The sequence below is a fragment of the Streptomyces sp. SudanB52_2052 genome (genome assembly GCF_964272415.1).
Taxonomy (GTDB): Bacteria; Actinomycetota; Actinomycetes; order Streptomycetales; family Streptomycetaceae; genus Streptomyces; species Streptomyces olindensis.
Map to the genome: position 1 here is coordinate 290,019 of NZ_OZ186796.1, position 25,812 is coordinate 315,830.

Sequence of the window (25,812 nt, forward strand, 5' to 3'; positions counted from 1 at the left end):
CTCGCGAGGCGCACGTGTCAGTCGAGGGCTCGTGGATACGCGTTCCGTACGGCAGTACGGCCCGCCCGGAAAGGTCCCGACGACATGGGCAACGACCAGCACCACTCGGAGACGACACTCCGCGTCAACGGCAAACCCCACACGCTCACGGTCGACCACCGACGGGTCCTGCTGGACCTGCTGCGGGAGGATCTCGGTGTCACGGGCGCCAAGAAGGGCTGCGACCACGGCCAGTGCGGCGCCTGCACGGTCCTGGTGGACGGGCGGCGCCTGAACAGCTGTCTGCTGTTCGCGGTCGCCCTGGACGGCTGTGACGTCACCACCGTCGAGGGCCTCGCCGGCGACGGGGAGGAACCGCACCCGCTGCAGCGCGCCTTCCTGGAGCGCGACGCCTTCCAGTGCGGCTACTGCACCCCGGGCCAGATCTGCTCCGCGGTCGGCGTGCTCGCCGAGGCGGCGGCCGGACACCCCTCGCACGTCACCGATCCCGGGGCGCCCTCGGGTCAGCCGGTGCCGCTGGACCGGGACGAGATCCGGGAGCGGCTGAGCGGCAACCTGTGCCGGTGCGGTGCGTATCCGCGGATCGCCGAGGCGGTGGAGGACGTGATCCCGTGAAGGAGTTCGCCTACGTCCGCGCCGGGAGCGTCGAGGAGGCGACCTCCGCGTACGCCTCCCACGCCGGGGCCCGCTATCTCGGCGGCGGCACCAACCTCGTCGATCTGATGAAGCTCGGCGTCGAGACGCCCGCCGCGCTCATCGACGTCACCCGGCTGCCGCTGGACGGGGTGGAGGAACTGCCCGACGGCGGGCTGCGGATCGGGGCGATGGTCCGCAACAGCGACCTCGCGGCCCACCCCCTCGTACGCGACCGGTACCCGGCGCTGTCGCAGGCGGTGCTCGCGGGTGCCTCCGGGCAGTTGCGCAACGCGGCGACGACCGGCGGCAATCTGCTCCAGCGCACCCGGTGCCCGTACTTCCAGGACCTGTCCAAGCCGTGCAACAAGCGCGAGCCGGGCAGCGGCTGCGGCGCGCGGGACGGCGTCCACCGCGACCACGCGGTGCTGGGCCACTCCGCGCACTGCATCGCCACCCATCCCTCGGACATGGCGGTGGCGCTGGCCGCCCTGGACGGGCGTGTCGAACTGTACGGCCCCGAGGGCGCCCGGCGTGTCGCGGCGGCGGACTTCCACCGGCTGCCCGGGAACCGGCCCGAGCAGGACACCGAGATCCGGCCGGGCGAGCTGGTCACCGGCGTGGTGCTGCCGGCCTCGTCGGCAGGGCTGCCGTCGGCGTACCGCAAGGCACGCGACCGGGCCTCGTACGCCTTCGCGCTCGCGTCCGTCGCGGTCGTGCTGCGCGTGGCGGACGGTGTGGTGGGCCACGCGGGCCTCGCCTTCGGGGCGCTGGCGCACCGGCCGTGGCGGGCCCGGCGGGCGGAGGAGGCGCTGCTGGGCGCGGCTCCCACCCGGGCCGCGTTCGAGCACGCCGTCGACCTCGAACTCTCCGCCGCGCGGCCGCTGCGGGACAACGCCTACAAGGTGCCGCTCGCCCGGAATCTCGCCGTGGACGTGCTGTCCCGGCTGACCGACACCGCGCTCACGAGGAGGGCGTCATGACCGGCAGCCTGGGCGCTCCCGCCGAGCGCCGGGAGGGACGGGAGAAGGTCAGCGGCACCGCCCGCTACGCCGCCGAGTACCACGTGCCCGGGCGGGCCCAGGCCTGGCCCGTGCCGGCGGCCGTCGCCCGGGGGCGGGTGACCGGCGTCGACACGGCGGCCGCCCTGGCCGTGCCCGGGGTGCTCACCGTCCTCACCCACGAGAACGCGCCGCGGCTTCGGGAGCCGGACGACGCGACGCTCGCCGTGCTCCAGGACCCGCGGGTTCCGCACCGGGGCTGGTTCGTGGCCCTGGTGGTGGCCGAGACCCTGGAGGCGGCCCGGGCCGGTGCCGCCGCCGTCCGCGTCGCCTACGACGCCGAGGGGCACGACGTGGCCCTCACCGCCTCGCACCCGGGTCTGTACGTGCCCGAGGAGGCCAACGCCGGTGCGCCGGGCCTGCGTGAACAGGGCGATCCCGACGGGGCGTTCGACTCCGCGGCCGCCCGGGTCGACGTGGTGTACCGGGTGCCGCCGCTGCACAACCACCCCATGGAGCCGCACGCCAGCACCGCCCGCTGGGAGGACGGCCGGCTCACGGTGCACACCTCCAGCCAGGGCACCAACGCGGTACGGGCCGCGCTCGCCGGGCTGTTCGGGCTGCCCGAGGAGCGGATCGTCGTCACCGCCGAGCACGTCGGCGGCGGCTTCGGCTCGAAGGGGACGCCACGGCCCGACGTCGTCCTGGCCGCGATGGCGGCCCGGCAGACCGGGCGGCCGGTCACCGTGTCGCTCCCCCGCCGGTACCTGCCCGCCGTCGTCGGGCACCGCGCGCCGACGCTGCACCGGCTGCGGCTGGGGGCCGACGAGGACGGCCACCTTTCGTCCCTCACGCACGAGGTCGGCACGCACACCTCCCGCATCAAGGAGTTCGTGGAGCACGCGGCGGTCCCCGCACGCGTGATGTACGCCGCGCCCCACCGCCGCACGGTGCACCGGGTCGCCGCGCTGGACGTGCCCTCGCCGTCGTGGATGCGGGCGCCGGGCGAGGCTCCGGGCATGTACGCGCTGGAGTCCGCCATGGACGAACTCGCGACCGAACTCGACATGGACCCGATCGAGTTGCGCGTCCGCAACGAGCCGGACGTCGAGCCCGACAGCGGCCTGCCGTTCAGCAGCAGGCACCTGGTCGAGTGCCTGCGGGAGGGTGCCCGGCGCTTCGGATGGGCCGGGCGCGATCCCCGGCCGGGGACCCGCCGGGAAGGGCCCCTGCTGCGGGGCACGGGCGTGGCGGCGGCGACGTACCCTGTCATGGTGGGGCCCTCCACGGCCGCGGCCCGCGCCCTGCCCGACGGGACGTACCTGGTGCGGGTCAACGCCACCGACATCGGCACGGGGGCCCGGACCGTGCTCGCGCAGGTGGGCGCCGACGCCCTCGGGGTGCCGCTGGAGCGGGTGCGGATCGAGATCGGCAGCAGTGAGCTCCCGTCGGCGCCGCTGGCCGGCGGCTCGTCCGGCACCGCCTCCTGGGGCTGGGCGGTCCACGAGGCCTGCGCCCGGCTGGCCCGGCGGCTGGCCGAGCACACCGGGCCGCTGCCCGAGCAGGGCGTCGAGGCCCGCGCGGACACGACCGGGACGGCGGACGCCGAGAGCGAACGGGCGCGGCACGCCTTCGGGGCGCACTTCGCCGAGGTCGCCGTGGACACCGTCTCCGGCGAGGTACGCGTGGGCCGGCTGCTCGGGGTGTACGCGGCCGGGCGCGTCCTCAACGCCCGCACGGGGCGTTCCCAGTTCGTCGGCGGCATGACGATGGGTCTGGGCATGGCGCTGACGGAGGGCAGCACGATGGACGCCGCGTTCGGTGACTTCACCGAGTCGGACCTGGCTTCGTACCACGTGCCCGTGCATGCCGACGTCGGCGAGATCGAGGCGCACTGGCTCGACGAGGACGATCCGTGGCTCAACCCGATGGGCAGCAAGGGCATCGGGGAGATCGGCATCGTCGGGACGGCCGCGGCGATCGGCAACGCGGTCCATCACGCCACCGGCGTCCGCTTCCGTGAACTCCCGCTCACGCCGGACCGGGTGCTGACCGGGATGCTCGGCGCGCGGGCGTAGCCCGCGGGCGGGACCGGATCCACCCGTGGATCCGGTCCGGCGCGGTGACCACGGGAGTCACTCCGCCATGGAGCCCGCCTCGGGCGCCGGGGCGGGCGCCCACTGTCGGCTCGCGATGGGCGCCAGCACGCGGAAGACCAGCGCGACGAGGGCCAGCAGTGCCGCGCAGACGGCGACCGCGGCGGCGAGCCAGGGCGGGGCGAGCGCGAGGTCCACGGCCCGGGACAGGGACGCCGCCGGGAAGGAACTCCCGTACGCCTGGGCCCCCGCCGGCACCGTCGGCACCAGCACCGACCCGGCCAGCACCACGGCGACGGGGCGCAGGGCCAGCAGCAGCACCAGCACCGTGCACAGCACCGACAGGCCGAGGGCGAACGCGTGCAGGCGCAGGGAGGCGTCGCCGCGCTGGAGCGGGAAGTGGGCCACCGCGCAGACGGCGAGGGCCAGGGCGGCGAGCCGGCCCGACCAGGACACGGAGCGGGCGAAGCGGTCCTGGGCGCGGTCGCGGTCCGAGGGCGGGGCGTCGAGGGTCCGGTGGGCCTCGCCGGCCGCGGCCTTGCGTGCCGCTCGGCGCTTGCCCGGCCGGGCGGGCGCCCCGGGGGTCCGCGGCCGTGCCGCCGGGGCGCGACGTCCCGTTCGGCGGGCGGCCGGTGCGATCCAGGCGCTCCAGGCCGAGGCGGTCGATCAGCTCGACCAGTTCACCGACGGTCCGACCGGTGGCGGCCGCCCGCGGTGCCTCCTCGCGGACGTGGGGCTCCTGCGGCTCCTTGTGCAGCAGGGTCACCAGCCGGGTCACCTCCTCCACGGGGCGGTGGGCGGCCGCGGCCCGGATGGCCTCGTCCGCGCAGTCGGCGTCGCGCGGGGGCTTGGTCAGAGCGGGGTGATGAAGAGCAGGTGGTCATACTCGCCTCCATGGGAAGAGTGCGGCCGCTCCTGCGCCCCCCGTCGTGTGACGAGCGATGTAACGGTCACCATTACCAGGCGCCCCCGTCACACCGTGCCACTCGGGTGAGCCAATGGGATGACCGCCCGCACGGGAAAATCCGCCGACGCGCCGACATGTCGGGCTCCGGGCGCAATACAGCGGCCGGAAACGGGAATCCAGGAAGGGACACCCCGTGTCGCGGCACGCCAGGAGGAGGGCAGCCCGTGGATACGACCACAACGGTGATCATCCTGGCCGCGGGTCTCGCGGCCCTCGTCCTCGCCTTCGCCGTCGGCATCCTCGTGCGGCTGGTGCGGACCCGGCGCGACCTGCGGCACGCGGGACTGCCCACGGGCCCGCGGTGGGTCTTCTGGGGCGCGGTCCTCTATTTCGTGCTGCCCGCCGACCTGCTGCCCGACCCGGTGTACCTGGACGACATCGGCGTCCTGCTGCTCGCTCTGCGCACTGTCCGCGGCTCCCTCGGCGAGCGGGAGCGCAGTACGGCACACCGGCCGGACTGTCAACCGGCCCGATGACTACGGAAAGTAAGGAAACCAACCACCCGTTCGATTCGTATAAGTCTCTGGAAGCCGAAACGAGCCGGCGGACCGGGTGGCCGCGCCCCTGGACCTTCGCTTGATCGGCGCAGTACCGACGAGGGAGAGACGATGCAACCGTTCGCGCTCAACTACGCGCGCCCGGCAGTGGAGTTGGAAGCGGCCACTCCGTACGTGTACGACGCCGGACTGCAGCTGAACGTGCTCCGCGACGGCCGGGTCGCCGCCTGCGACTTCGCCGTGTTGAGAGAGTTCGGCACCACGACGTCCACCGCCGGCTCCAAGACCCACTTCGACGACTGACCGCGGGCCGCCGAAGATGACCGTACTGATCCTCACCTGTGAGGAGGACGTGACCGCGGACATGGTGGTCGTGCACCTGAACGGCGCCGGGGTTCCGGTGGTCCGGGTCGACCCCGCCGACCTCACGGGGGGTGTCGCGCTGTCAGGGGAGTACGTGCACGGCCGGTTCCGCGGCCATCTGTCCGCCGGGGGGCGGCTGGTGAGCATCGGGGGGCTGCGGTCGGTCTGGGTGCGCCGGCCCGGCACCCCGGCCGCGCGGGCGGCCCAGCCGTCCGCGTGGCTGACCGAGGAGGCCGCGCAAGCGCTCTACGGCATGCTGCGGGGCTCGGACGCGCGCTGGATGAACCATCCCGACGCGGCCGTCCGGGCCCGGCACAAGCCCTGGCAGCTGCGTCTGGCCCAGCGGTGCGGCCTGCCCGTGCCCGCGACGCTGATCACGACCTTCCCGCGCGCGGCCCGCGAGTTCGCCGAGCGCTACCCGGACCTGGTGGTCAAGCCGGTGTCGGGCGCGCATCCGCAGGACCCGCCGCGAGCGGTGCCGACGAGCCGGGTCGCGCCGGACACGGACTTCTCCGCCGTCGCGTTCGGGCCGACGCTGTTACAGCGGCGGATCGCCAAGCGGGCCGACGTCCGGCTCACCGTCGTGGGCGAGCGGATGCTGGCCGCCCGCAAGGCGACCGCGGCGGACGCGGATCCCGACGAGGTCGACGTGCGTTTCGCGGCGCCCGGCCCGCCGTGGCAGCCGGCCGACGTCCCGCCGCGCGTCGCGACGGGCGTCCGGGCCTATCTGCGCGAGGCCGAACTGGCGTACGGCGCCTTCGACTTCGCGGAGGACGCCGACGGGACCTGGTGGTTCCTGGAGTGCAACCAGTCGGGGCAGTTCGGGTTCGTCGAGGTGGAGACGGGCCAGCCGATCGCCCGCACCATCGCCGAGTGGCTGGCCCGGCCGGTCCCCGAGGAGCCGTCGCGCGTCAACGGCTCGAACGCGACGGTGCGCTGAGCACCGGGCCCGGCACACCCCGGGCCCGGGCCCGCCGGGGTCACTGCGGTCGGGGGCCGGGGAGCATGCCGGCGCGCTGCCAGCCCGCTCCCGGGGAGTGCGGCCGGTCGTAGCCGAGGGACTGCGAGGGCCGCATGACCAGCTCCAGTTCCCTGCTCACACGTTCGGCCTCGCGGCGCACCTGTGCGGGTACGTCGCCGCGCTCCGCGATGAGTCGGTCGTAGATGGGGGAATCCTGGAACACCCGTCAACGTGCCTTTCTGCTCGTCGGCCCCGTACGGGGGCGAGACTGCGAGTGTAGGCGGCACAGAGTCCCGGAGTGTGAATTCCCTGGGATGACTTGACGCAGACCGGACATCCGTGACAGGCGAACGCGGGACGGCCTCAGGCTCCGGTCGAGGAACCCGGCCGGACGATCATCAGGACGGTGACCGTGGCCCAGAGGAGGTTGAAGATCCCGGTGGACATGGCGAGTTGCACGGTGTTGCGATGCTCCACGGCCTGCTCGCCCTTCAGCCGGTCGAGGAGTTCCTCCTGGCGGGGCAGGACGAACGCGACCAGGACGCCTGCCGCGGCGGCGGTGAGGGCGATGGAGGTGACGAGCCATCCGCTGCCCAGGACGCCCATCGCGGCGCCGGTGGCGAACCCGAACAGTGGGACCGTCAGTCCGACACCGGCGTAGACGCGGCAGATGCGGTGCAGCAGCGCGACCGTGCCGAGCGCCGACGGGCCGGGGGCGTCGCCGTCCGCGGGAGCCGCGCGGCGCACCGCCGGCGGGAACATGCTGGCCGCGACGGTCACGGGACCGATGGCGACGATGGCGGCCAGGACGTGGAGGGACAGCAGGATCTTGGTCACCGGGGCTCTTTCCGTGATGGTGATCGACAGCGCCCACGCTAGGAAGCCCCGACGCGATCCCCCAGGGGCTGGAACGACAGCTTCCCACGGGTTCTCGCCAACTCCCCCGACCTGCTCTGCTGCTGCGAGAGCCACCACAATCCCCACTTCACGGCGGTGGCGGGAACACTCCTAGGGTGGCGGTCATGCACACCGTGGCGATCCTGGTTCTCGATCACGTGGTCCCCTTCGACATGGCGGCGCCCCAGCAGACGTTCGCGTGGACCCAGCTGCCGGACGGGCGGCCCGCCTACCGGGTCCGGCTGTGCGCCGAGACACCGCAGGTGCGGGCGGACGGCGGTTTCACCCTGCGCGTCGACCGGGGGCTGGAGGCGCTGGCGGAGGCCGACACGATCATCGTGCCGGGCTGCTCGCCCGAGGCCGCGCCGCCGTCCGCCCGGGTACTGGCGGCCCTGCGGCAGGCGGCCGAGTCCGGTACCCGCATCGCGTCGGTGTGCGTGGGCGCCTTCGTCCTGGCGGAGGCGGGGCTGCTGGACGGGCTGCGCGCCACCACCCACTGGGTCGCCGCGGGCGAGCTGGCCCGCCGGTTCCCGCGGGTCGACGTGGAGCCGGACGTGCTGTACGTGGACAACGGACAGATCCTCACCTCGGCCGGTGCGGCCGCCGCGCTGGACCTGTGTCTGCACATGATCCGCCGGGATCTGGGGTCGGCCGTCGCGGCGGGCATCGCCCGGATGTCGGTCATGCCGCTGGAACGGGAGGGCGGGCAGGCCCAGTTCATCGTGCACGAGCACCCGCCCGTGCCGCGGGGCTCGGCGCTCGAACCGCTGCTGGAGTGGATCGAGGACAACCTCGCGCAGGAGGTGACGCTCGGCGCGCTGGCGGCGCGCGCGGGAATGAGCGAGCGGACCTTCAGCCGCCGCTTCCGGGAGCAGACCGGCACCACGCCGTTGCAGTGGCTGCTGCGGGCGCGGGTGCGGCGTGCCCAGTACCTGCTGGAGAACACCGACCACGGTGTCGAACGCATCGCGCGTCAGGCGGGGTTCGGGTCACCGACCGCGTTCCGGGAGCGGTTCCGCAAGGTGGTGGGCACCACACCGTACGCCTACCGGGCGGCCTTCCACGGGAGGACGGCTGCCTCGGCGGCCCGTTCGTAGGCCGCCGAGGCATGCGCCCGGTCCGCGCCCGGGCCCGGTGGGGTGTCAGCCGACGAGCGTCAGGCCGTTCTCCCCGTCCGGGTCCGCGGTCTCGGACCGCCCCTTGGTGAGGAGCAGTGCGTCCGCCTTGGCGATCGCCTCGTGAATCGCGGACGTCCCCATCATCACGCACAGCGTGTAACTGACGTCCTCCAGCTCGCGTGCCGCCGCCGGATGGTGCCTCTCCGCCTGAGCGATCCTCAGCGACGCGTACCGCGTCAGCAACTCCCTGACGACCTTCGGGTCCGGTACGAGCACGTAGCGCCCCTCTCTCTATTTTTCGCTGCGTATGCCCGAACCACGCGAAAACATTCACACCTTTCTCTCAGCCGGGCGGAATCGGCGAGATTTTGTTGTGCTCTGATCACCCGTCAGGCCGGCTGACGGCGCCCTGGACGGTGATGGCACCGGTGATCAGCGGCAGCAGCCAGATGGGGCTGTGCTCGGGGCAGCAGGAGACCCGGGGCGGCGCGCGGCCGTCCCGGGTCTCAGGGTCTGGTCAGGCGGCGTCCAGCTCCGCCAGTTCCTCGGCGGTCAGGGTCAGGTCGGTGGCGGCGAGCGAGTCACGGATGGTCTCGGGCCGGCTCGCGCCCGGGATCGGGACGACCACCGGCGACTTGGCGAGCATCCACGCCAGGCACACCCGCTGCGGGCTCACCCCGTGCCGCTCGGCGATGCGGGCGAACGGGGCGTGGGACGAGCCGAGTCCACCGGCCCGGGAGATCCCGCCGAGGGGGCTCCAGGGCAGGAAGGCGATGCCGAGTTCGTCGCACAGGCGCAGTTCCGGCTCGCTGGAGCGGAAGGCCGGGGAGAACTGGTTCTGCACGGAGACCAGGCGGCCGCCCAGGATGTCGTTGGCCTGCCGGATCTGCTCGGGGTCGGCGTTGGAGATGCCGGCCATGCGGATCTTGCCCTCGTCCAGGAGGTCGCGGATCGCGCCGACGGACTCGGCGTAGGGGACGCGCGGGTCGGGGCGGTGGAACTGGTAGAGGCCGATGGCCTCCACGCCGAGCCGGTGCAGCGACGCCTCGCAGGCCGCCTTGAGGTGGCGGGGGCTGCCGTCGAGGGTCCAGCTGCCGTCGCCCGGGCGCAGGTGGCCGCCCTTGGTAGCGACCAGGACGTCGGCGCCGCGGTCGTGGGAGGCGAGGGCCTTGGCGATGAGGGTCTCGTTGTGACCGACCTCGTCGGCGTCGCGGTGGTAGGCGTCCGCGGTGTCGATCAGGGTCACTCCGGCGTCGAGCGCGGCGTGGACGGTGGCGAGGGAGCGGTCCTCGTCCGGCCGTCCCTCGATGGACATGGGCATCGCGCCCAGTCCGATCGCGCTGACCTCGACGTCACCGATACGGCGGGTGTGCATGTGGTCGTGACCTCTTCCGCTGTCGTTCCGGCTGTCCGGCGATGGTGCGCTCCAGCCTGGCCGCCGGGGGCCGGGACGTCCAATAGAAGAAGGAGAACGCATTCAGCACCCGCGCCACTGAATCGGGCCCGGCGGGACCTTGTCACACCGGTATGAAATCCGGCGCCGGAACACTCAACTCCCCCACACAGAACGGCGATCCGCACGGCACTCCCCCGCCTCGCTGCCATATTCGAGAACCGCTTCGGAGGTGGTCGTGAGCACAGAAGTGACAGCATCCGGTCCGGGGGAGACTCTGACGCACGCCCCCGGGAGCACCGCGGAACGCCTCGCCGGCCTGGCGGACCGCCGCGAGCGGGCGGTGGCCCCGGGCGGACCGCGCAGACGCGGGGAGTTCTCGGCCCGGGAGCGGATCGAACGGCTCGTGGACAAGGACTCCTTCACCGAGACCGGCCTGTTCGTGCGGGCCCGGCCCACCGGGCAGGACACCCGCCGCCCCTACGGCGACGGGGTGGTCACCGGGTACGGCACGGTCGACGGCCGCCCGGTGTGCGTGTTCGCCCAGGACTCCGCGGTGTTCGGCGGCAGCATGGGCGAGGCCTTCGGCGAGAAGACCATCGCCCTGATGGAGCTCGCCCTGAAGACCGGCTGCCCGGTGATCGGGCTGAACGACGGCGGCGGCGCGCGCATCCAGGAGGGCGTCGCCGCGCTCGCCCTCTACGCCGAGCTGGTGCGCCGCAACGTGAAGGCGTCCGGGGTGATCCCGCAGATCTCCGTCGTCCTCGGACCGTGCGCGGGCGGTGCCGCCTACTCGCCGGCGATCACCGACTTCACGGTGATGGTGGACGGCGTCTCCCACATGTTCGTCACCGGCCCCGACGTCATCGAGACGGTCACCGGCGAGCGCACCACCGCGGAGGAACTGGGCGGCGCCCGCACCAGCAACACCGTCAACGGCAACGCCCACTTCCTCGCCGCCGACGAGGAGGACGCCCTCGACACCGTGCGCGACCTGCTGTCCTACCTCCCGGCCAACAACCTGGAACGGCCCCCGGAGTACGCCCCGGGGCAGGCGCCGCCCGGGACCGGGCTCGACCGGATCGTCCCCGACCGGCTCGGCGAGGCCTACGACATGCGGGACGTCCTGCACGCCGTCGTCGACGACGGTGAACTGCTCCAGGTGCAGGAGCTGTTCGCGCCGAACATCATCTGCGCCCTGGCCCGGGTCGAGGGCTGCTCGGTGGGGGTCGTCGCCAACCAGCCGCTGCACGCCGCCGGGGTCCTCGACATCGACGCCTCCGAGAAGGCGGCCCGGTTCGTGCGGTTCTGCGACGCGTTCGGCATCCCGCTGCTGACCTTCGCCGACGTGCCGGGCTATCTGTCCGGGGTGCGGCAGGAGCGGGGCGGGATCATCCGCCGCGGGGCGAAACTGCTGTACGCCTACGCCGAGGCGACCGTCCCGAAGGTGACGGTGGTGGTGCGCAAGGCGTACGGCGGCGGCTACGCGGTGATGGGGTCCAAGCACCTGGGCGCCGACGTCAACCTCGCCTGGCCGACCGCCCGGATCGCCGTGATGGGCGCCGAGGGGGCCGTGGGCGTGCTGCACCGGCGCGAACTCGCCGACTCCGACGACCCCGAGGCGCTGCGCGCCCGTCTGCTCGCCGCGTACGAGCGCACCCACGGCACCCCGTACCTCGCCGCCGAGCGCGGCTACGTCGACGCCGTCATCGCGCCGCGCGAGACCCGGGAGCAGGTCTGCCGCGCGCTGCGCGCCCTGCGCGGCAAACGCGCGCCGATGCCGGAGCGCCGGCACGGCAACATCCCCCTCTGACCGCCCCCTCTGACCGCCTCCCTCTGACCGCCCTTTCGCGACCCGTCAGCCGATCCGCGCCGTGAGGAGCCCCGCCCGATGGACAGCCGTCGCCCCCCGCTCGCGCCCGTGTGCCCGACGCTGCCGGAGTTCGTGCGGCACTGGGCCGAGACCACCCCGGACCGCCGGGCCTTCACCTTCGTCGAGCATCCCGCGCCGCACTCGCGTGGTGTCCACCGCACGCTGACCTGGCGCCGACTGGACGTGCGGGTGCGGGCGCTCGCCGCGCGCCTCGCCGGGGAGGCCCGGCCGGGGGACCGCGTCGCGCTGCTGTGCCCGCAGGACACGGAGTACGTGACCGCCTTCCTCGCGGCGCTGACCGCCGGGATGGTCGCGGTGCCGCTGTATCCGCCGGGACTGCCCGGGCACGCGGACCGGCTCGCGGGCGTCCTGGCCGACGCGCGGCCCTCGGTCGTGATGACCACGGGCCGGGCCCTGGACGAGGTGCGGGACTTCCTCGGTGCCGACGGGCCGCGGATCGTCGTCGCGGACGAGGTGCCCGACGACGCCGGCCCCGACGGGCGGCCGGTCGCCCCCGACCCCGGGGCGACCGCCTACCTCCAGTACACCTCCGGTTCGACCCGTGCCCCGGCCGGCGTGGAGATCAGCCACGGCAACGTCGTCGCCAACGCCCGCCAGGCACTGACCGCCTACGGTGCCGACGCCCGCCCGGTCACCTGCGTGGGCTGGCTGCCGCTCTACCACGACATGGGACTGGTGCTCAGCGTCGCGGCGCCGGTGGTGCGGGGGCTGCTGTCGGTCCTCATGGACCCGGCCGCGTTCCTGCACGAGCCCGTGCGCTGGCTGCGGCTGCTCGCCACGCACCCGAACGCCGTGAGCGCCGCGCCCAACTTCGCCTACGACTACTGCGTCGCGACCGTCACCGCCGAGCAGAAGGAGGGACTGCGGCTGGACGGCGTCACCGCGCTGATCAACGGCAGCGAGCCGGTCCGCCCGGGCACGGCCGACCGTTTCCACGCGGCGTTCGCCGACCAGGGCCTGGCGCCCGGGACCCACTGCCCGTCGTACGGGCTGGCCGAGGCCACCGTGTTCGTGTGCGCGGCCCGGCCGGGCGAGCCGCTGCGCCGGTTCGCGCTGGACCGTGACGCCCTGGCGGCCGGGAAGGCCCTGCCCGCGCGGCCGGAGGACCCCCGCGCCGTGCTCCTGGCGGGCTGCGGGACACCGGCGGGCCAGCGGGTGCGGATCGCCGACCCCCTGACGCGGGCCCTGCTGTCGGAGGGCGAGGTGGGTGAGATCTGGGTGCAGGGGTCGAACGTGGGCCGCGGCTACTGGGACCGGGGGCAGGGGGACGTCTTCGGTGCCGGGTTCGCGGACGCCGCGGCCGCTCCGGGCGGCTGGCTGCGCACGGGCGATCTGGGGACGGTGCTGGAGGGTCAGCTCGTCGTCACGGGACGGTTGAAGGACCTGATCATCGTCGACGGCCGCAACCACTATCCGCAGGACGTGGAGGCGACGGCCCAGGACGCGCACGAGGCCGTGCGCCGGGACCGGCTGGCGGCGTTCGCCGTGCCGGGCGGCGCCGGTGGCGAGCGGGTGGTCGTCGTGGCCGAGCACGCGCGGACCGCGCGCCTCGCCGAACTGGACGTCCCGGCCGTGGTGCGTGCCGTGCGGCGCGCGGTCTCCGCGCGGCACGGCCTGCGGCTCGCCGACGTCGTCCTGGTGCCGCCGGGCACGGTGCCGCGTACCTCCAGCGGCAAGGTGTCGCGGGCGCTGACCCGGGCTCGGTACCTGGAGGGCACGTACGGCGGGCAGGACCGTTCGGCGACGGCGGGTGCGGCGGGATGAGGACGGTCGACGAGGGCGCCCTGCGGCGGCTCATCGCCGAGCGGGTGGCCGTCTGGTACGGCACGGCTCCCGAGGGCGTCCCGATGGACCGGCCGCTGGCGGATCTCGGCATGTCCTCGCGGGACGCGGTCGCCCTGGCCGGTGAGCTGTCCCGGGCGACGGGCCGCGAACTGCCCGCGACACTCCTGTGGGAGACGCCCACCGGGCACGCGCTGGTGGCGCGGCTGTGCGGCACGGAGGCCGGAGCCGCCCCGGTGCCGCGTCCCGGACCGCCGGGCGGGACGGGCGAGCCGGTCGCGGTCGTCGGGGTCGGGTGCCGGCTGCCCGGCGGGGTGCACGGCCCGGAGGACTACTGGCGGCTGCTCAGTGAGGGCGTCGACGCGATCCGGCGCGTCCCGGAGGACCGCTGGCGCGACTTCACGGCCTTCCCGCCCGCCGACGCGCATCCGCTCGGCGGCTACCTCGACGACATCGCCGGGTTCGACGCGGACTTCTTCCGCATCACCCCGCGCGAGGCCGCGGTGATGGACCCCCAGCAGCGGATCCTGCTGGAGGTGGTGCACGAGGCGCTCGACCACGCCGCCGTGCCGGCCCGGTCCCTGGCGGGCACCGCCACCGGCGTGTTCGTCGGCATCTCCGCACCGGAGTACGGGCAGCTCACCGGCGCCGACCCGGCCGCCGTCGACCCCTGGGCCCCGGCCGGGGGCGCCCTGAGCGTGGCCGCCGGACGGCTCGCCTACGTCCTGGACACGCGCGGGCCGAGCCTCGCCGTCGACACGGCCTGTTCGTCCTCGCTGGTCGCGGTGCACCACGCCTGCGTCAGCCTGCGCACCGGCGAGAGCGACACGGCGATCGCCGCCGGCGTCAACCTGCTGCTGTCGCCCGCCGTGAGCGTCGCCTTCCGCAGGGCGGGCGCCCTCGCGCCGGACGGCCGGTGCAAGCCGTTCTCGGCCGCGGCGGACGGCATCGGGCGCGGCGAGGGCTGCGCGGCGGTGATCCTGAAACGGCTGTCCGACGCGGAGCGCGACGGCGACCGCGTGCTCGCCGTCATCCGCGCCTCCGCCGTCAACTCCGACGGCCGCTCCAACGGCCTGATGGCGCCCAACCCGGCCGCCCAGCAGGCACTGCTGGAGAGCGCGTACGCCCGGGCCGGGCTGGCCGCCGCGCACGTCGACTACGTGGAGGCGCACGGCACCGGCACCCCACTGGGCGACCCGATCGAGGCGGGCGCGCTCGGCGCGGTGCTCGGCGCGGGCCGCGACCCGGACCAGCCGCTGCTGCTGGGGTCCGTCAAGGGCAACCTCGGTCATCTGGAGTCGGCCGCGGGCGTCGCCGGCCTGGTGAAGACCGTGCTGGCCCTGCACCACGACCGCATCCCGCCGTCCCTGCACTGCGCGGAGGGCAGTTCCCTCGCCGACGTCCGGCTGCGGGTGGTGACCGAGCCGGAGCCCTGGCCCCGCTACGGCGGCACGGCCGTCGCGGGGGTCTCGGGATTCGGCTTCGGCGGCACCAACGCCCATGTGGTGCTGGAGGAGGAGCCGCCGGGCCTGGTCCCGGCCCCGGCGACGGGGGAGCCCGTCGCACGCCTGCACCTGCTCTCCGACGTCGACGCCGAGCGCGTCCGCGACACGGCGGGCAGGCTCGCCGACCGGCTGCGGGCCGGCGCCGCCCGTCCGGCCGACGTGGCCCGCACCCTGGCCGGGCGGACCGGCCGGGGCCCGGTACGCGCCGCCGTGGTCGCCCGTGACCGCGCCGAACTGGTCGACGCGCTGGACGCGTTGGCGGCAGGGCGTCCGGACGCGCGGGTGGTGACCGGGGACCGTGACCGCGTGGGGACCGGCCCGGTGTGGGTCTTCTCCGGCTACGGCAGCCAGTGGCCGGGCATGGGGCGGCGACTGCTGGCCGAGGAGCCCGCGTTCGCCGCCGCCGTCGAGAAGCTCGACCCTCAACTCGCCCCCGAATGCGGCCTGTCCCTGTACGACCACCTGTCCTCCGGGGCCGGACTCGACCGCCTGGAGGTCGCCCAGCCCGTGCTGTTCGGGCTCCAGCTGGCCCTGGCCGAGCTGTGGCGTTCCCACGGGGTCGAACCCGCCGCGGTCATCGGCCACTCCATGGGCGAGGTGGCGGCGGCCGTGTGCGCGGGCGCGCTGGACGTGGCGGACGGGGCGCGGGTCATCGCCGTACGGGCCCGGCTGCTCAGCGGGCTGCGGGGCGGGGCGATGGCGGTGGTGGACCTGGACGACGTCGAAGGGGAGTCGCTCGGACGGGGTGTGCACGTCGCCGTGCACTCCTCGCCCCGGCAGAAGGTCGTCACCGGCGAGGAGGCGGCGGTGGCCGCGCTCGTGCGCCGGCTGGAGGGGCAGGGCCGGGCGGCCCGGGCCATGCGGGTCGTCGGCGCCGGGCACTCCCCCCAGGTGGACGGCCTGTTGCCGGAGCTGGTCGAGGCGTTGTCCGGCATCCGGGGCCGGCGACCGGTCGTCCCGGTCCACTCCACCGTCCTCGACGACCCGCGCGGCGACTGCGTGTTCGACGCCGATCACTGGGCGGCCAACCTGAGGCGGCCCGTGCGGCTGGACCGGGCACTGGCGTCCGCCGCGGCCGACGGCCACGCCGCGTTCGTGGAGATCTCGCCCCACCCGGTGCTGACGGGCGCCGTGGTCGACACCGTGCCCGACGCCCTCGCCCTGGCCACACTGCGCCGGGACGCCGACGGGGCGGAGGCGTTCGCCGGGCAGCTGGCCGCCCTCTACGCGGCAGGCCGACCGCTGCCCGTGCCGCCCGGCCGGGTCATCGACCTGCCCGCACCGCGGTGGCGGCACGTACGGCACTGGTGGACGGACGGGCGGGGCCGCCGCCCCGGGCCGGCGGCCGCGGGGGGCTGGGCGCGTACGACACCGGAGGCGGCAGACACCCCGGCCCAGACCGCACCAGAACCCGCGAACGCCCGCGCCCACACGGCACCAAGACCCGCAGACGCCCTCGCCCACACGGCACCAGAACCCGCCGACTCCCCGGTCCACACGGCACCAGAACCCGCCGAGGCCCGCTCGACCCCGCTGCCGGAGGAGCGGTCCGCCGAACCGGCGGACGCCGCCTCCGTCCTGGCGCGGCTGGTCCACCACATCGCCGCCGTCACCGGTCACCCGCCCACGCGTCTGGCCCCGGGCACCGCCCTGGCGGACCTGGGTCTGGACTCGCTGATGGCCGTCCGCATCCGTACGGCCGTGGAGCGCGAGTTCGGCATCGAGCTGCCCCTGCGTGCCCTGTTCACCGCCGTCACCGTCGAGGACGCCGCCGCCCGCGTGCGCCTCGCCCTGGACAGCCCGCTGCGCCCACTGCGCGCGACCGGTTCCCGTCCGCCGCTGTTCCTGGCCCACGCCGCCGGCGGCCCGGTCACCGTCTACCGGACGCTCGCCGACCGCCTCGGGGACGAGCAGCCGGTGTACGGCCTGGCGCGGATCGAGGAGGCCCGGACCGTGCCCGAGAAGGCCCGCCGGTACGCCGAGGCCATCAGCGCCGCCCATCCCGACGGGCCCTGTGTGCTGGGCGGTTGGTCCTTCGGCGGGTTCGTCGCCCAGGAGACCGCGCGGCAGCTGCGCGCCGCCGGGCGGGACGTCCGGCTGGTCGTGCTCATCGACTCCGTGCGCCCCCTCCCCCGCCACGGGCAGTCGCGCGCCGACCGGATCCGGGCGCACTTCGAGGGCTTCGCCCGGTACGTCGCCGACGCCTACGGCGTGGAGCTGGTGCTGCCGTACGACGAGCTGGTGGCCATGGACGACGACCGGGCGCGCATCGACGCCGTGCTGCGGGCGCTGCGCGAGGCCGCCGACGTGCCGCCCGCCGCGCTGGAGCACCAGCGGGCCTCATACCTGGACCTGGGCATCGGGGAAGCGCACCGGCCCGGCGACTACGACGGGCCGGTGGTCCTCTACCGGGCCGCCGAGCCCGCGCCGCACACCGTGCGCGACCCGGCGTACGAGCGGGACGACGAGGCGCTGGGCTGGGACGAGGTGTGCCCGCGCCTGGAGGTCGTGCCGGTGCCCGGTCACCATCTGTCGCTGCTCGACCCTCCGCACGTGGACGAGCTCGCCGCCCACCTGGGCCGGGTGCTCGCCGAGCGGGCCCCCTGAACCGCAACCCGAGGAGCCGCCATGCCCGACCTGCCCGAGCCGGCCCGCACGCCGCGGCCGCCCACCGGAGTGTCCCGGCGCGCCGTCGCCAGAGCGACGGCCGCCGCCGGCCTCGCGGTCCTGTTCGGGGCCGCGAGCGGCACGGCCCGTGCCGGGGCGGCCACCCGGCAGGGGCCGCGCACCCTGGACGTGTCCGTGCCCTCCGCCGCGCTCGGCCGCACCGCCCCGGTCCGGCTGATCCTGCCGTCGGACTTCGGTGCCCGGCCCGAGAAGAGGTACCCCGTCCTGTACCTGCTGCACGGTGCCCACGACGACTACACGTCCTGGACCCGGGAGACGGACATCGAGGCCTTCACCGAGGGCCGCGACCTGATCGTGGCGATGCCGGACGCGGGCCCCACCGGCATCCCGAGCGTGTGGCGCGGCGGCCCCGACTACGAGACCTTCCAGGTGAAGGAGGTGCCGGCGCTGCTGGCCCGGGAGTACCGGGCCTCCGGCGTCCGGGCGGTCGCCGGGGTGTCCACCGGCGGCTACGGCGCGATGGCCCACGCGGCCCGCCACCCCGGGGCGTTCACCGCCGCGGCCTCCTTCAGCGGCATCCTCGACACCACCGCCCCCGGTGTTCCCGCCATCATGGACGCGATTGTGGCCCGCGAGAACCTGCCGGCCGCGTCGCTGTGGGGGCACCCGCTGCTGAACCTCCTGACCTGGCGGGACTTCAATCCGCGGGCCCGCGCCGCCGGGCTGCGCGGCACCGCCCTGTACGTCTCGCAGGGCAGCGGGCTGGCCGGGGGCAGCGGCGATCCGCTGCCCGAGGCGCTGGAGAGCGCCCTGTGGCCCTCGGCGCAGGGCTTCGCCCGCGCGCTGGGCCTGCTGGGCATCCCGCTCACCGCGCACTTCTACGCGGGAGGAGGACACGACTGGCCTTACTGGAAGCGGGAGTTCACCACCTCGTGGCCGATGCTCGCCCGTGCGTTGGGCGTGCGGGAGTGACGGGGGTGCCGTCGGGGCACGGAACGGAGCGGATGGGTCGTCCGTCCAACACGGGACTTCCCGCTCGTCCCTCTGGCAACAGCCCGTGGGCGAGCCGCTTCCGGCCGAAAGGAGTGTCCGTGATGGCCGTGCCCACTCCGCACGGCGTGCCGGACCGTCCCGGCACGCCACCGGTGCCGCCCGAGCTGGCGGAGCTGCTGCGCGTCCAGCTCGCCGCGGTCGCCGACGAGGTCGAGGAAGAAGTCCGTCGCCAGGTCCCCGAGTACGCCCGGCCCGCGGACGGCACGTACCGCCGGAACCTGCGGTCGGGGGTGGTGCAGGCGCTGACCCTGTTCGTGGACCACATCGCCGATCCGCGCGACGACGGCGGCGGAATCGCGGCGACGTACTACGAACTCGGGCGCGGCGAGGCCCTGGAGGGCCGCAGCCTGGACGCGCTGCAGTCCGCGCTGCGGGTCGGCGGGCTGCACGCCTGGCGGCTGATGGGGCGTACGGCGGAGGAACTCGGCCTGGACTCCGCGGTCGTGGCGGCGCTCGGGGAGCTGGCGTTCCGGACCGTGCACGAGGTCGCCCAGGCGGCCGCGGCCGGCTACGCGGAGGCCCGGCTGCGCAGCTCCGACGAGCTGGAGCGGCGCCGCAGGCGGTTGCTCGACCTGCTCCTGGAGGACGGCCCGGTGGCGTTGGAGGCCGTGCAGGACCTGGCGCACAACGCCCGTTGGCCGGTGCCCCGGACGGTCGCCGTCGTGGCGCTGGCGGCGGCGCCGGACCGCCGGGAGGAGGAGCGCCCGCTGGCGGCGGCGGGCGCGCTGGTGGACATGGAGTCCCGGCCGCCGCGGATGCTGGTGCCCGACCCGGACGGCTCGGGACGGTTCGGCGGCCGGGCGTTCACGCTCGCGCTGCGCGGCCGGCCCGCCGCGGTCGGCCCGACGGTCGCGGTCACCGAGGCCGCGCAGTCACTGCGCCTGGCCACCCGGGCGCTCGGCCTGATGGGGCGCGGGGTGCTCCCCCGCCAGGGCGTGGTGCGGTGCTCCGACCATCTGTCGACCCTGCTGCTGTACGGCGACGAGCCGCTGCTCGACCGGCTCCGGGCGCGGGTGCTCGCGCCCCTGGACACCGTCTCGGCGGGGCAGCGCGACCGGCTCGCCGAGACCCTGCTGGCCTGGCTGCTCAGCGGCAGCAACGTGCCCGACGTCGCCGTGCGACTGCACGTCCACCCGCAGACGGTCCGCTACCGCCTGCGTCAGCTAGAGAAGCTGTTCGGCGACGCCCTGCACGATCCGCACACCCGCCTCGATCTCATTCTGGCGTTGCGTGCGGAATCACTGGGAGCACGGCCGGTCTGAATACCGGTACTCAATCGGCGACAAAAAACCGCGGTGATTCCATAATCCCGTCCATAACACCCGGCGAGGGACAGCGAATACGTTCGGGCCGTCCTTTTTCGCAGGCGCTCGACGCGCCTCACACGCGGAGGATCCCCCATGCGTATCCGCTTGTGCCTCGCCGCGCTCTCGCTGGCCGGCGGGGCCGGACTTGCCACCCTCTCGGCTCCCCCGGCCGCGGCCGCGGCCTGCTCGGACGTGGAACTCGTCGCGGCCCGCGGCACCTTCGAGCCGGGCACGCTCGGCTTCATCGTCGGCGACCCGCTGTTTTCCGCCCTGCAGAAGAAAGTGACGGGCAAAAGCCTGTCCAGCTACAAGGTGAACTATCCCGCCGACCTCTCTCCGACGTCCGCGGCCCAGGGCAATCTGGACCTGGTGAACCACGTGAAGAGCCAGGCCGCCGCCTGCCCGAACCAGAAGTTCGTTCTCGTCGGCTATTCGCAGGGCGCGAACGTCGTCGACAACTCGATCGGTATCAGCAGCGCGGGCGCGGTGGTGGGCAGCCCCATCGTGGCCACGCTGCCCGCCGCGGTCGAGCCGAAGGTCGCCGCCGTGCTGCTGTTCGGCAACCCGATCCGGGCGCTCGGCAAGAGCGTCACCGGCACCTACCAGAGCCGCACCCTGGACATCTGCGCCAAGGGCGACCCCGTCTGCGAGAACGGCGGCGGCGACGTCGGGGCGCACCTGGGCTACCGGGACGACGCCGACGCGGCGGCCACGTTCGCCGCGGGCAGACTGTGAGCCGCGGCGCCAGGCGAAGGGGCCCGGGAGGAATTCCTCCCGGGCCCCGGGCGTGTGTACGGGGGCTAGCGGGGCGACCGGGCGAAGGCGGCGAGGCTGGTGGAGACGGGCTCGGGCCGGCCGTCGTTCTGCTCGGCCGCGGCGGTCAGCACGTCGAGGTGCTGGTAGCCGTCGGCGACCACGGGGTGCAGCTCGGGCGGGACCCGGCCGGCCAGCAGTCCCTCACCGGCGAGGACGGTGAGCACCGGGTTGGCCTTGAGCCCCTCCGGATGGACGACGAGCTTCCTCACCTGCGGGGCGGTGGACAGCTGAAGGTCCGTCACGAGCTTGGTCGGGAAGTACTGCTCGGTGAAGTCCAGCGGCTGCTCTGCCAGGCTGCGGGCCAGTTGCCGGATGTCGGTGACCTCCTCCCCGGGGCCGGTGAACGGCGTGCCGTCGGCCGACCGGTGGCCCGGGTCGTCGGGGTCGCCGACGCGGTCGTAGGTGCGCCAGGTGTAGAGCGGGCCCTGCGGCCGGTCCGGGATGGCCTTGTACGCGGTGCCGTACAGCCCGGGCTGCTGTGTGCCCCCGTTGGCGACGGGGAAGCTCTTGTCGGCGATCGGCCCACCGTCGAAGAAGCCGACGCTGGTCTGCAGGAACGCCAGCGGCACGGAGTTGTCGTCCAGCAGGGCGCCGAGCACCGCCCCGTTGGTGAGCCGGAAGTCCTTCACCGAGGGCGTCCCGCTGAGGAAGGCCGCGGTGTCCTTGGAGAACAGGAAGCGGTTGGTGGCCTCGATGTTGAGGTTGGAGGGCAGGTAGCGGGGCAGGTCGGCCTCGCCGTCCAGGTCCTTCAGGGCACCGAGGCCGGCGATGGCGAGCAGGGTCATGGTCTCGGGGTTGAGGAGGACCGGCGCGGACAGGGTGCGGGAGAGCACGCCGCTGTCGAGCCCGGCCTGGATCACGCCGTGGCCGAGGCCGATGTCGGGCAGGTTGGTGTCGTCGGGGAGGCTGCCGCTGAGGTCGGCGAGGGAGGTGGCGACGGTCGTGTCGAGGGCGAAGTAGCCGGCGCACTGGTTGTGGCCGGCGTCGGCCGTGGTGGCCCGGTCGCCGTCGAAGTCGGCCGTGGCGAAGTACCCGGTGATCACGCCGCCGAGCGAGTGCCCGCCGCACAGCACCTTCCGCTTGCGCTGCGTCCGGTCGGGCACCTCGGCGGCGAGCAGGTCGTACTGGTCCCGCACGGTCTGCTCGATGCCGAGCTTCGCCATCCAGCCCAGTCGGCTGTTGGGCGCGAAGCCGTCGAAGGTCCGGGCGTCGACCTGTTTGCCGCGGTAGTAGTAGTCGACGGCGGTGTGCTGGTCGCCGGAGGCGATGCCGGTGCGGTCCTCCAGGCAGTTGGAACGCCGGTCCAGCGCCCAGAACTCGATGTGCAGGCCCTGCTCGGCGGCGCGCGCCACGGTGTTGCGGGCGACGCCGTCGAAGGCTCCCGCTCCTTCCAGGATGCCGGGCTGGGCGACGAGGATGCGGTCGGCGTCGGCGGAGGCGGTGGGCCCGTCGGCGGAGCGGTAGCGCAGGTACGACAGCCAGTCGCAGGCGGCCGGACGGGGCCCGGCCGACTCCGGCAGCGGCACCTTCACCCGCACGACCGACTCCGTCACCCCGGTCACCGGCGATGTCGACGCCACCGGTGTCTCGGTCCGCGCCCCGTCGGCCCGGGCACCCGGAGCGGCGGCCGTGAGTGTCCCGGCGGTCAGCAGCACCGCCAGTGCGGCGCCGCGCCACTTCCCTCTACTCCTGAAATTCATGTCCATGCCACGGACGCTAGGGCTGGGTCGCGGGGCCGCTCAGGGGGTGCTGATGAGAACTCAGTTTCCGGATCGCGCCTTGTCACCGGCGCACAGCGGGCCGGTTCGTCCCGCTTCTGGTCGCGGCCGAGCTGCGAAGCGCCGGTTTCGGGCGCATGGTGGGGGCATGGACGGTCAACCCCCTGTGGTCGTGCAGCCGCCCGCGTCGGACGGCGGACGGCTGGTGACCATCCACGGCGAGAACATGGGCGTCGCCTACAGCCTGTTCGACGTGCTGGACTTCCTGCACCGCGAGGGCCTGCCCACCACGGACACGGCCGTCGACGACACCGAGCTGATCGAGTGGCGCGGCGGAGGCCCGTACGACTGGAACAACGGGTCCGCCGACGAGGCGTGAGTCTGCGTACGACGGCCCCGGCCCCGCCTCAGTCCGCCGGCGCCCCGTCGCCCGGCAGGTCGAGGCCGTCGAGGCGGTCGCGGTGGGCGGGCGTCAGTTCCAGTCCTGCCGCGGCGATGTTCTCCTCCAGGTGCTCGATCCGGGCCGTACCGGGGATCGGGAGGACGACCGGTGAGCGGTCGAGCAGCCAGGCGAGCGCGACCTGTGTGGGCGTGGCCCCGAGGTCGGCCGCCACGGCGGCGATCCCGGCGTGGGCGCCTGCCTCGCCCCAGGCGACGGGCCGCCAGGGCAGGAAGGCGATGCCGGCCGCCTCGCACGCGGCGAGCACGGGCTCGTGCTCCCGGTCGAGCAGGCTGTAGCGATTCTGCACGCTCACGACGTCGATGATCTCCCGGGCCCGGTCCAGCTCGGCGACGGTGACCTCCGACAGCCCGATCCGGCCGACGAGGCCCTCGGTCTGGAGCTCCCGCAGCGTGCCGAGCTGGTCGGCGAGCGGCGTGTCGGGGTCGATGCGGTGCAGCTGGAGCAGTTCGATCCGCTCCAGCCGCAGCCGCCGCAGGGCCTGCTCGACCTGCTCGCGGAGGATCGCGGGCCGCCCGTCGAGCTTCCACTCGCCTCCGGGGCCGGTGCGCGCGACTCCGACCTTCGTGGTGATCAGCAGCCCCTCCGGGTAGGGGTGCAGCGCCTCGGCGAGGAGTTCCTCGTTGGCTCCCCCGCCGTAGAGGTGGGCCGTGTCGATCAGCGTGACGCCCAGCTCCACGGCCCGCCGGGCGACCGCGAGGGCGTTCTCCCGGTCCGGGCCGGGCTCGGTCGGCAGGCGCATGGCGCCGAAACCGAGCCGGCGCACGTCCAGCTCCCCACCGATGCGGAACGTATGCGGTGTCATGAGCGCGGTCCTCCCCCTCTGCTCAAAGGACCACGCTAGCAACGTGGTTGGCCGCGGCGCCGGTCACCCGGCGGCACCGCCCCGCCCGGCGGTCACCGCTCGCCCGGCGCGCCGTTGTCGGTGCCCGGCGTTACGCTGCGCGCAACCGGCCCCTGCCCCTTCCGGGAGGTTCTCATGGTCTCGCGTCTCAACCCGTACCTCACGTTCAACGGCGACGCCCGCCAGGCGATGGAGTTCTACCAGGAGGTCTTCGGCGGCACCCTGGTCCTCAACACCTACGGCGACTTCGGCCAGGCGGACGCCCCGAACGCCGACCAGATCATGCACGGCATGCTGGAGACCCCGAGCGGCTTCACCCTGATGGGCGCCGACAACCCGCCGGGCACGGAGGCCCCGCAGGGCAGCCCCTTCTCCGTGAGCCTGAGCGGCGACGACGGCGCCGAGCTGCGCGGCTACTGGGAGAAGCTGTCCGAGGGCGGCTCGGTGTCGGTACCGCTGGAGAAGCAGATGTGGGGCGACGAGTTCGGCATGTGCGCGGACCGCTTCGGCGTCCCCTGGATGGTCAACATCAGCAGACCCGAGTAACGGGGCCCGAACGATCAGGACGGTCCGGGACCGTCCGGCCGAGGCCGCCCGCACCCGCCGCTCACCACCGGCGGGTGCAGGCGGCCCCTTTTTGTTGGAACGTCCTGACAAAGCTGTTGACATCACTCGAAGGCGCCCGCATAGTACCTGCCACTAGAGCGCGCTAGTGGCGCGCTCCAGCCACCACCACCGCAGGGGTCCGCACCCAGGACCGCCGCACACCCCATGACCGCCGCCGCCCAGGGCACCCACCCCTCGCCTCCCTCCCCGGACCGGGCGCGGCCCCTCGTCCCAGCACAGTGAGGTGCACCCGACATGCACAGACACCACAGAGCCGCCGCCCTGACCGCCGCCGTCCTCACGGGCGCCCTGCTCGCCACCGGCTGCTCCAGCGGCTCCGGCGGCAAGAAGTCCGAGGCCGGCGGCACCGACGCCGCCGCGGGCAAGGCCACCACCCCGCGGATGACCGTCGCCCTGATCACCCACGCGGCGCCCGGCGACACCTTCTGGGACCTGATCCGCAAGGGCGCCCAGGCCGCGGCCGCGAAGGACAACATCAAGCTCGTCTACTCCAGCGACCCGGTCGCCGGGAACCAGGCCAACCTGGTGCAGAACGCCATCGACCAGAAGGTCGACGGCATCGCCCTCACCGCCGCCAAGCCCGACGCCATGAAGGCGGTGGTGGCCAAGGCCAAGGCGGCCGGCATCCCCGTCGTCGGCTTCAACTCCGGCCTGGACAACTGGAAGGAACTCGGCATGCTCGAGTACTTCGGCCAGGACGAGAACATCGCCGGCCAGGCCTTCGGCGAGCGCCTCAACCAGCAGGGCGCCAAGCACGCCGTCTGTGTGATCCAGGAGCAGGGCCAGGTCGCCCTGGAGGCCCGCTGCGCCGGCCTGAAGAAGGGCTTCAAGGGCACGACGGAGAACCTGTACGTCAACGGCACCGACATGCCCTCCGTGAAGTCGACCCTGACCGCCAAGCTCCAGAAGGACTCCTCCATCGACCAGGTGGTCACGCTCGGCGCCCCCATCGCCCTGACCGCCGTGCAGTCGGTGAAGGACGCGGGCAGCGAGGCGAAGGTCGCCACCTTCGACCTCAACAAGGATCTCGTCGGGGCCATCCAGGGCGGCAGCATCGACTTCGCCGTCGACCAGCAGCCCTACCTCCAGGGCTACCTCGCCGTCGACGCGCTGTGGCTGTACAGGACGAACGGCAACTTCAGCGGCGGCGGCACCGCTCCCGTGCTGACCGGTCCGGCCTTCGTCACGAAGGACAACGTCGACACCATCGCGGAGTTCGCCAAGAAGGGCACGCGCTAGCGGGGCCGGGGGC

At 74.2% G+C, this 25,812-nt stretch carries 23 protein-coding genes; 16 read left to right on the top strand and 7 right to left on the bottom strand.

Annotated features, from left to right (window positions below):
• The first annotated feature begins 84 nt into the window (after positions 1-84).
• Genes ACSUPV_RS01375 through ACSUPV_RS01385 form a run of 3 tightly spaced genes read left to right on the top strand, consistent with a single transcriptional unit; the run spans position 85 to position 3,712 of the window.
• Positions 85-615, top strand: coding sequence for a (2Fe-2S)-binding protein (locus tag ACSUPV_RS01375; protein WP_436946748.1), 531 nt, complete (start codon positions 85-87; stop codon positions 613-615).
• On the top strand, positions 612-1,616 hold the full coding sequence (locus tag ACSUPV_RS01380; protein WP_436946749.1) for an FAD binding domain-containing protein: 1,005 nt from the start codon (positions 612-614) through the stop codon (positions 1,614-1,616). The genes ACSUPV_RS01375 and ACSUPV_RS01380 overlap by 4 nt, the downstream gene beginning before the upstream one ends.
• A complete protein-coding gene (locus tag ACSUPV_RS01385; RefSeq protein WP_436946750.1) occupies positions 1,613-3,712 on the top strand; it encodes a xanthine dehydrogenase family protein molybdopterin-binding subunit in 2,100 nt (699 codons plus the stop codon). Before ACSUPV_RS01380 ends, ACSUPV_RS01385 begins: the two co-directional genes overlap by 4 nt.
• Before the next feature lie 57 nt (positions 3,713-3,769).
• On the opposite strand, the gene ACSUPV_RS01390 is transcribed toward ACSUPV_RS01385, so the two are convergent.
• Complete coding sequence (locus tag ACSUPV_RS01390; RefSeq protein ID WP_382608433.1) at positions 3,770-4,186, bottom strand: hypothetical protein; 417 nt, start codon at positions 4,184-4,186, stop codon at positions 3,770-3,772.
• Positions 4,187-4,861: 675 nt separating this feature from the next.
• On the opposite strand from ACSUPV_RS01390, the gene ACSUPV_RS01395 reads away from it, so the two are divergent.
• The 3 genes from ACSUPV_RS01395 to tgmB all read left to right on the top strand — a co-directional run bounded on the left by ACSUPV_RS01395 (position 4,862) and on the right by tgmB (position 6,497).
• On the top strand, positions 4,862-5,173 hold the full coding sequence (locus ACSUPV_RS01395) for a YkvA family protein (RefSeq protein ID WP_436946751.1): 312 nt from the start codon (positions 4,862-4,864) through the stop codon (positions 5,171-5,173).
• A gap of 132 nt (positions 5,174-5,305) precedes the next feature.
• On the top strand, positions 5,306-5,497 hold the full coding sequence (tgmA, locus tag ACSUPV_RS01400) for a putative ATP-grasp-modified RiPP (RefSeq protein ID WP_031120348.1): 192 nt from the start codon (positions 5,306-5,308) through the stop codon (positions 5,495-5,497).
• Between the two features lie 16 nt (positions 5,498-5,513).
• Positions 5,514-6,497 (top strand): ATP-grasp ribosomal peptide maturase, encoded by a 984-nt coding sequence (gene tgmB / locus ACSUPV_RS01405; protein ID WP_359790449.1) that lies wholly within the window; start codon positions 5,514-5,516, stop codon positions 6,495-6,497.
• Between the two features lie 40 nt (positions 6,498-6,537).
• Here tgmB and ACSUPV_RS01410 read toward each other — a convergent pair whose 3' ends face one another.
• On the bottom strand, positions 6,538-6,741 hold the full coding sequence (locus ACSUPV_RS01410) for a hypothetical protein (RefSeq protein ID WP_031111422.1): 204 nt from the start codon (positions 6,739-6,741) through the stop codon (positions 6,538-6,540).
• Positions 6,742-6,881: 140 nt separating this feature from the next.
• The gene (locus tag ACSUPV_RS01415) at positions 6,882-7,355 is read right to left on the bottom strand and encodes a membrane protein (RefSeq protein WP_031120350.1); all 474 of its coding nucleotides are present in this window, start codon (positions 7,353-7,355) and stop codon (positions 6,882-6,884) included.
• A gap of 185 nt (positions 7,356-7,540) precedes the next feature.
• Between ACSUPV_RS01415 and ACSUPV_RS01420 the strand changes: the two genes are divergently transcribed.
• Entirely contained in the window at positions 7,541-8,512 is a 972-nt protein-coding gene (locus tag ACSUPV_RS01420) for a GlxA family transcriptional regulator (RefSeq protein ID WP_031120351.1), read from the top strand.
• 45 nt (positions 8,513-8,557) lie between these two features.
• Here the strand turns inward: ACSUPV_RS01420 and ACSUPV_RS01425 are convergent, their stop codons facing one another.
• Complete coding sequence (locus ACSUPV_RS01425) at positions 8,558-8,809, bottom strand: DUF5133 domain-containing protein (RefSeq protein ID WP_037763987.1); 252 nt, start codon at positions 8,807-8,809, stop codon at positions 8,558-8,560.
• 241 nt (positions 8,810-9,050) lie between these two features.
• Positions 9,051-9,908 (bottom strand): aldo/keto reductase, encoded by an 858-nt coding sequence (locus ACSUPV_RS01430; protein ID WP_031120353.1) that lies wholly within the window; start codon positions 9,906-9,908, stop codon positions 9,051-9,053.
• 295 nt (positions 9,909-10,203) lie between these two features.
• Between ACSUPV_RS01430 and ACSUPV_RS01435 the strand changes: the two genes are divergently transcribed.
• The 6 genes from ACSUPV_RS01435 to ACSUPV_RS01460 all read left to right on the top strand — a co-directional run bounded on the left by ACSUPV_RS01435 (position 10,204) and on the right by ACSUPV_RS01460 (position 20,830).
• Positions 10,204-11,739 carry an acyl-CoA carboxylase subunit beta gene (locus tag ACSUPV_RS01435; RefSeq protein ID WP_382609254.1) on the top strand — a complete coding sequence of 512 codons (1,536 nt, stop codon included), beginning with the start codon at positions 10,204-10,206 and terminating at the stop codon, positions 11,737-11,739.
• 78 nt (positions 11,740-11,817) lie between these two features.
• The gene (locus tag ACSUPV_RS01440; protein WP_436946752.1) at positions 11,818-13,584 is read left to right on the top strand and encodes a fatty acyl-AMP ligase; all 1,767 of its coding nucleotides are present in this window, start codon (positions 11,818-11,820) and stop codon (positions 13,582-13,584) included.
• Positions 13,581-17,714 (top strand): beta-ketoacyl synthase N-terminal-like domain-containing protein, encoded by a 4,134-nt coding sequence (locus ACSUPV_RS01445; protein ID WP_436946753.1) that lies wholly within the window; start codon positions 13,581-13,583, stop codon positions 17,712-17,714. The genes ACSUPV_RS01440 and ACSUPV_RS01445 overlap by 4 nt, the downstream gene beginning before the upstream one ends.
• A 21-nt stretch (positions 17,715-17,735) precedes the next feature.
• Positions 17,736-18,707, top strand: a complete 972-nt coding sequence (locus tag ACSUPV_RS01450; protein WP_436946754.1) for an alpha/beta hydrolase — start codon at positions 17,736-17,738, stop codon at positions 18,705-18,707.
• Between the two features lie 122 nt (positions 18,708-18,829).
• A complete protein-coding gene (locus tag ACSUPV_RS01455) occupies positions 18,830-20,050 on the top strand; it encodes a PucR family transcriptional regulator (protein WP_436946755.1) in 1,221 nt (406 codons plus the stop codon).
• Positions 20,051-20,188: 138 nt separating this feature from the next.
• Positions 20,189-20,830, top strand: coding sequence for a cutinase family protein (locus tag ACSUPV_RS01460; RefSeq protein WP_436946756.1), 642 nt, complete (start codon positions 20,189-20,191; stop codon positions 20,828-20,830).
• A 65-nt stretch (positions 20,831-20,895) separates the two neighbouring features.
• On the opposite strand, the gene ACSUPV_RS01465 is transcribed toward ACSUPV_RS01460, so the two are convergent.
• On the bottom strand, positions 20,896-22,617 hold the full coding sequence (locus ACSUPV_RS01465; protein WP_436946757.1) for a hypothetical protein: 1,722 nt from the start codon (positions 22,615-22,617) through the stop codon (positions 20,896-20,898).
• 160 nt (positions 22,618-22,777) lie between these two features.
• Here ACSUPV_RS01465 and ACSUPV_RS01470 point away from each other — a divergent pair, with 160 nt between their 5' ends.
• A complete protein-coding gene (locus ACSUPV_RS01470; protein ID WP_031120363.1) occupies positions 22,778-23,008 on the top strand; it encodes a hypothetical protein in 231 nt (76 codons plus the stop codon).
• Between the two features lie 28 nt (positions 23,009-23,036).
• On the opposite strand, the gene ACSUPV_RS01475 is transcribed toward ACSUPV_RS01470, so the two are convergent.
• Complete coding sequence (locus ACSUPV_RS01475; RefSeq protein WP_037764001.1) at positions 23,037-23,894, bottom strand: aldo/keto reductase; 858 nt, start codon at positions 23,892-23,894, stop codon at positions 23,037-23,039.
• A gap of 174 nt (positions 23,895-24,068) precedes the next feature.
• On the opposite strand from ACSUPV_RS01475, the gene ACSUPV_RS01480 reads away from it, so the two are divergent.
• On the top strand, positions 24,069-24,479 hold the full coding sequence (locus tag ACSUPV_RS01480) for a VOC family protein (RefSeq protein ID WP_031120366.1): 411 nt from the start codon (positions 24,069-24,071) through the stop codon (positions 24,477-24,479).
• 315 nt (positions 24,480-24,794) lie between these two features.
• Complete coding sequence (locus tag ACSUPV_RS01485) at positions 24,795-25,799, top strand: substrate-binding domain-containing protein (protein ID WP_359790460.1); 1,005 nt, start codon at positions 24,795-24,797, stop codon at positions 25,797-25,799.
• Positions 25,800-25,812: the final 13 nt, after the last annotated feature.

Excerpts from the sequence above, each read along its gene's own strand:
- ACSUPV_RS01485 (WP_359790460.1), top strand. The coding sequence starts at position 24,795 with ATGCACAGACACCACAGAGCCGCCGCCCTGACCGCCGCCGTCCTCACG.
- ACSUPV_RS01440 (WP_436946752.1), top strand. The coding sequence starts at position 11,818 with ATGGACAGCCGTCGCCCCCCGCTCGCGCCCGTGTGCCCGACGCTGCCG.
- tgmB (WP_359790449.1), top strand. The coding sequence starts at position 5,514 with ATGACCGTACTGATCCTCACCTGTGAGGAGGACGTGACCGCGGACATG.
- ACSUPV_RS01375 (WP_436946748.1), top strand. The coding sequence starts at position 85 with ATGGGCAACGACCAGCACCACTCGGAGACGACACTCCGCGTCAACGGC.
- ACSUPV_RS01465 (WP_436946757.1), bottom strand. The coding sequence starts at position 22,617 with ATGGACATGAATTTCAGGAGTAGAGGGAAGTGGCGCGGCGCCGCACTG.
- ACSUPV_RS01470 (WP_031120363.1), top strand. The coding sequence starts at position 22,778 with ATGGACGGTCAACCCCCTGTGGTCGTGCAGCCGCCCGCGTCGGACGGC.
- ACSUPV_RS01450 (WP_436946754.1), top strand. The coding sequence starts at position 17,736 with ATGCCCGACCTGCCCGAGCCGGCCCGCACGCCGCGGCCGCCCACCGGA.
- ACSUPV_RS01455 (WP_436946755.1), top strand. The coding sequence starts at position 18,830 with ATGGCCGTGCCCACTCCGCACGGCGTGCCGGACCGTCCCGGCACGCCA.
- ACSUPV_RS01430 (WP_031120353.1), bottom strand. The coding sequence starts at position 9,908 with ATGCACACCCGCCGTATCGGTGACGTCGAGGTCAGCGCGATCGGACTG.
- ACSUPV_RS01475 (WP_037764001.1), bottom strand. The coding sequence starts at position 23,894 with ATGACACCGCATACGTTCCGCATCGGTGGGGAGCTGGACGTGCGCCGG.
- ACSUPV_RS01480 (WP_031120366.1), top strand. The coding sequence starts at position 24,069 with ATGGTCTCGCGTCTCAACCCGTACCTCACGTTCAACGGCGACGCCCGC.
- ACSUPV_RS01385 (WP_436946750.1), top strand. The coding sequence starts at position 1,613 with ATGACCGGCAGCCTGGGCGCTCCCGCCGAGCGCCGGGAGGGACGGGAG.
- tgmA (WP_031120348.1), top strand. The coding sequence starts at position 5,306 with ATGCAACCGTTCGCGCTCAACTACGCGCGCCCGGCAGTGGAGTTGGAA.
- ACSUPV_RS01420 (WP_031120351.1), top strand. The coding sequence starts at position 7,541 with ATGCACACCGTGGCGATCCTGGTTCTCGATCACGTGGTCCCCTTCGAC.
- ACSUPV_RS01445 (WP_436946753.1), top strand. The coding sequence starts at position 13,581 with ATGAGGACGGTCGACGAGGGCGCCCTGCGGCGGCTCATCGCCGAGCGG.
- ACSUPV_RS01460 (WP_436946756.1), top strand. The coding sequence starts at position 20,189 with ATGCGTATCCGCTTGTGCCTCGCCGCGCTCTCGCTGGCCGGCGGGGCC.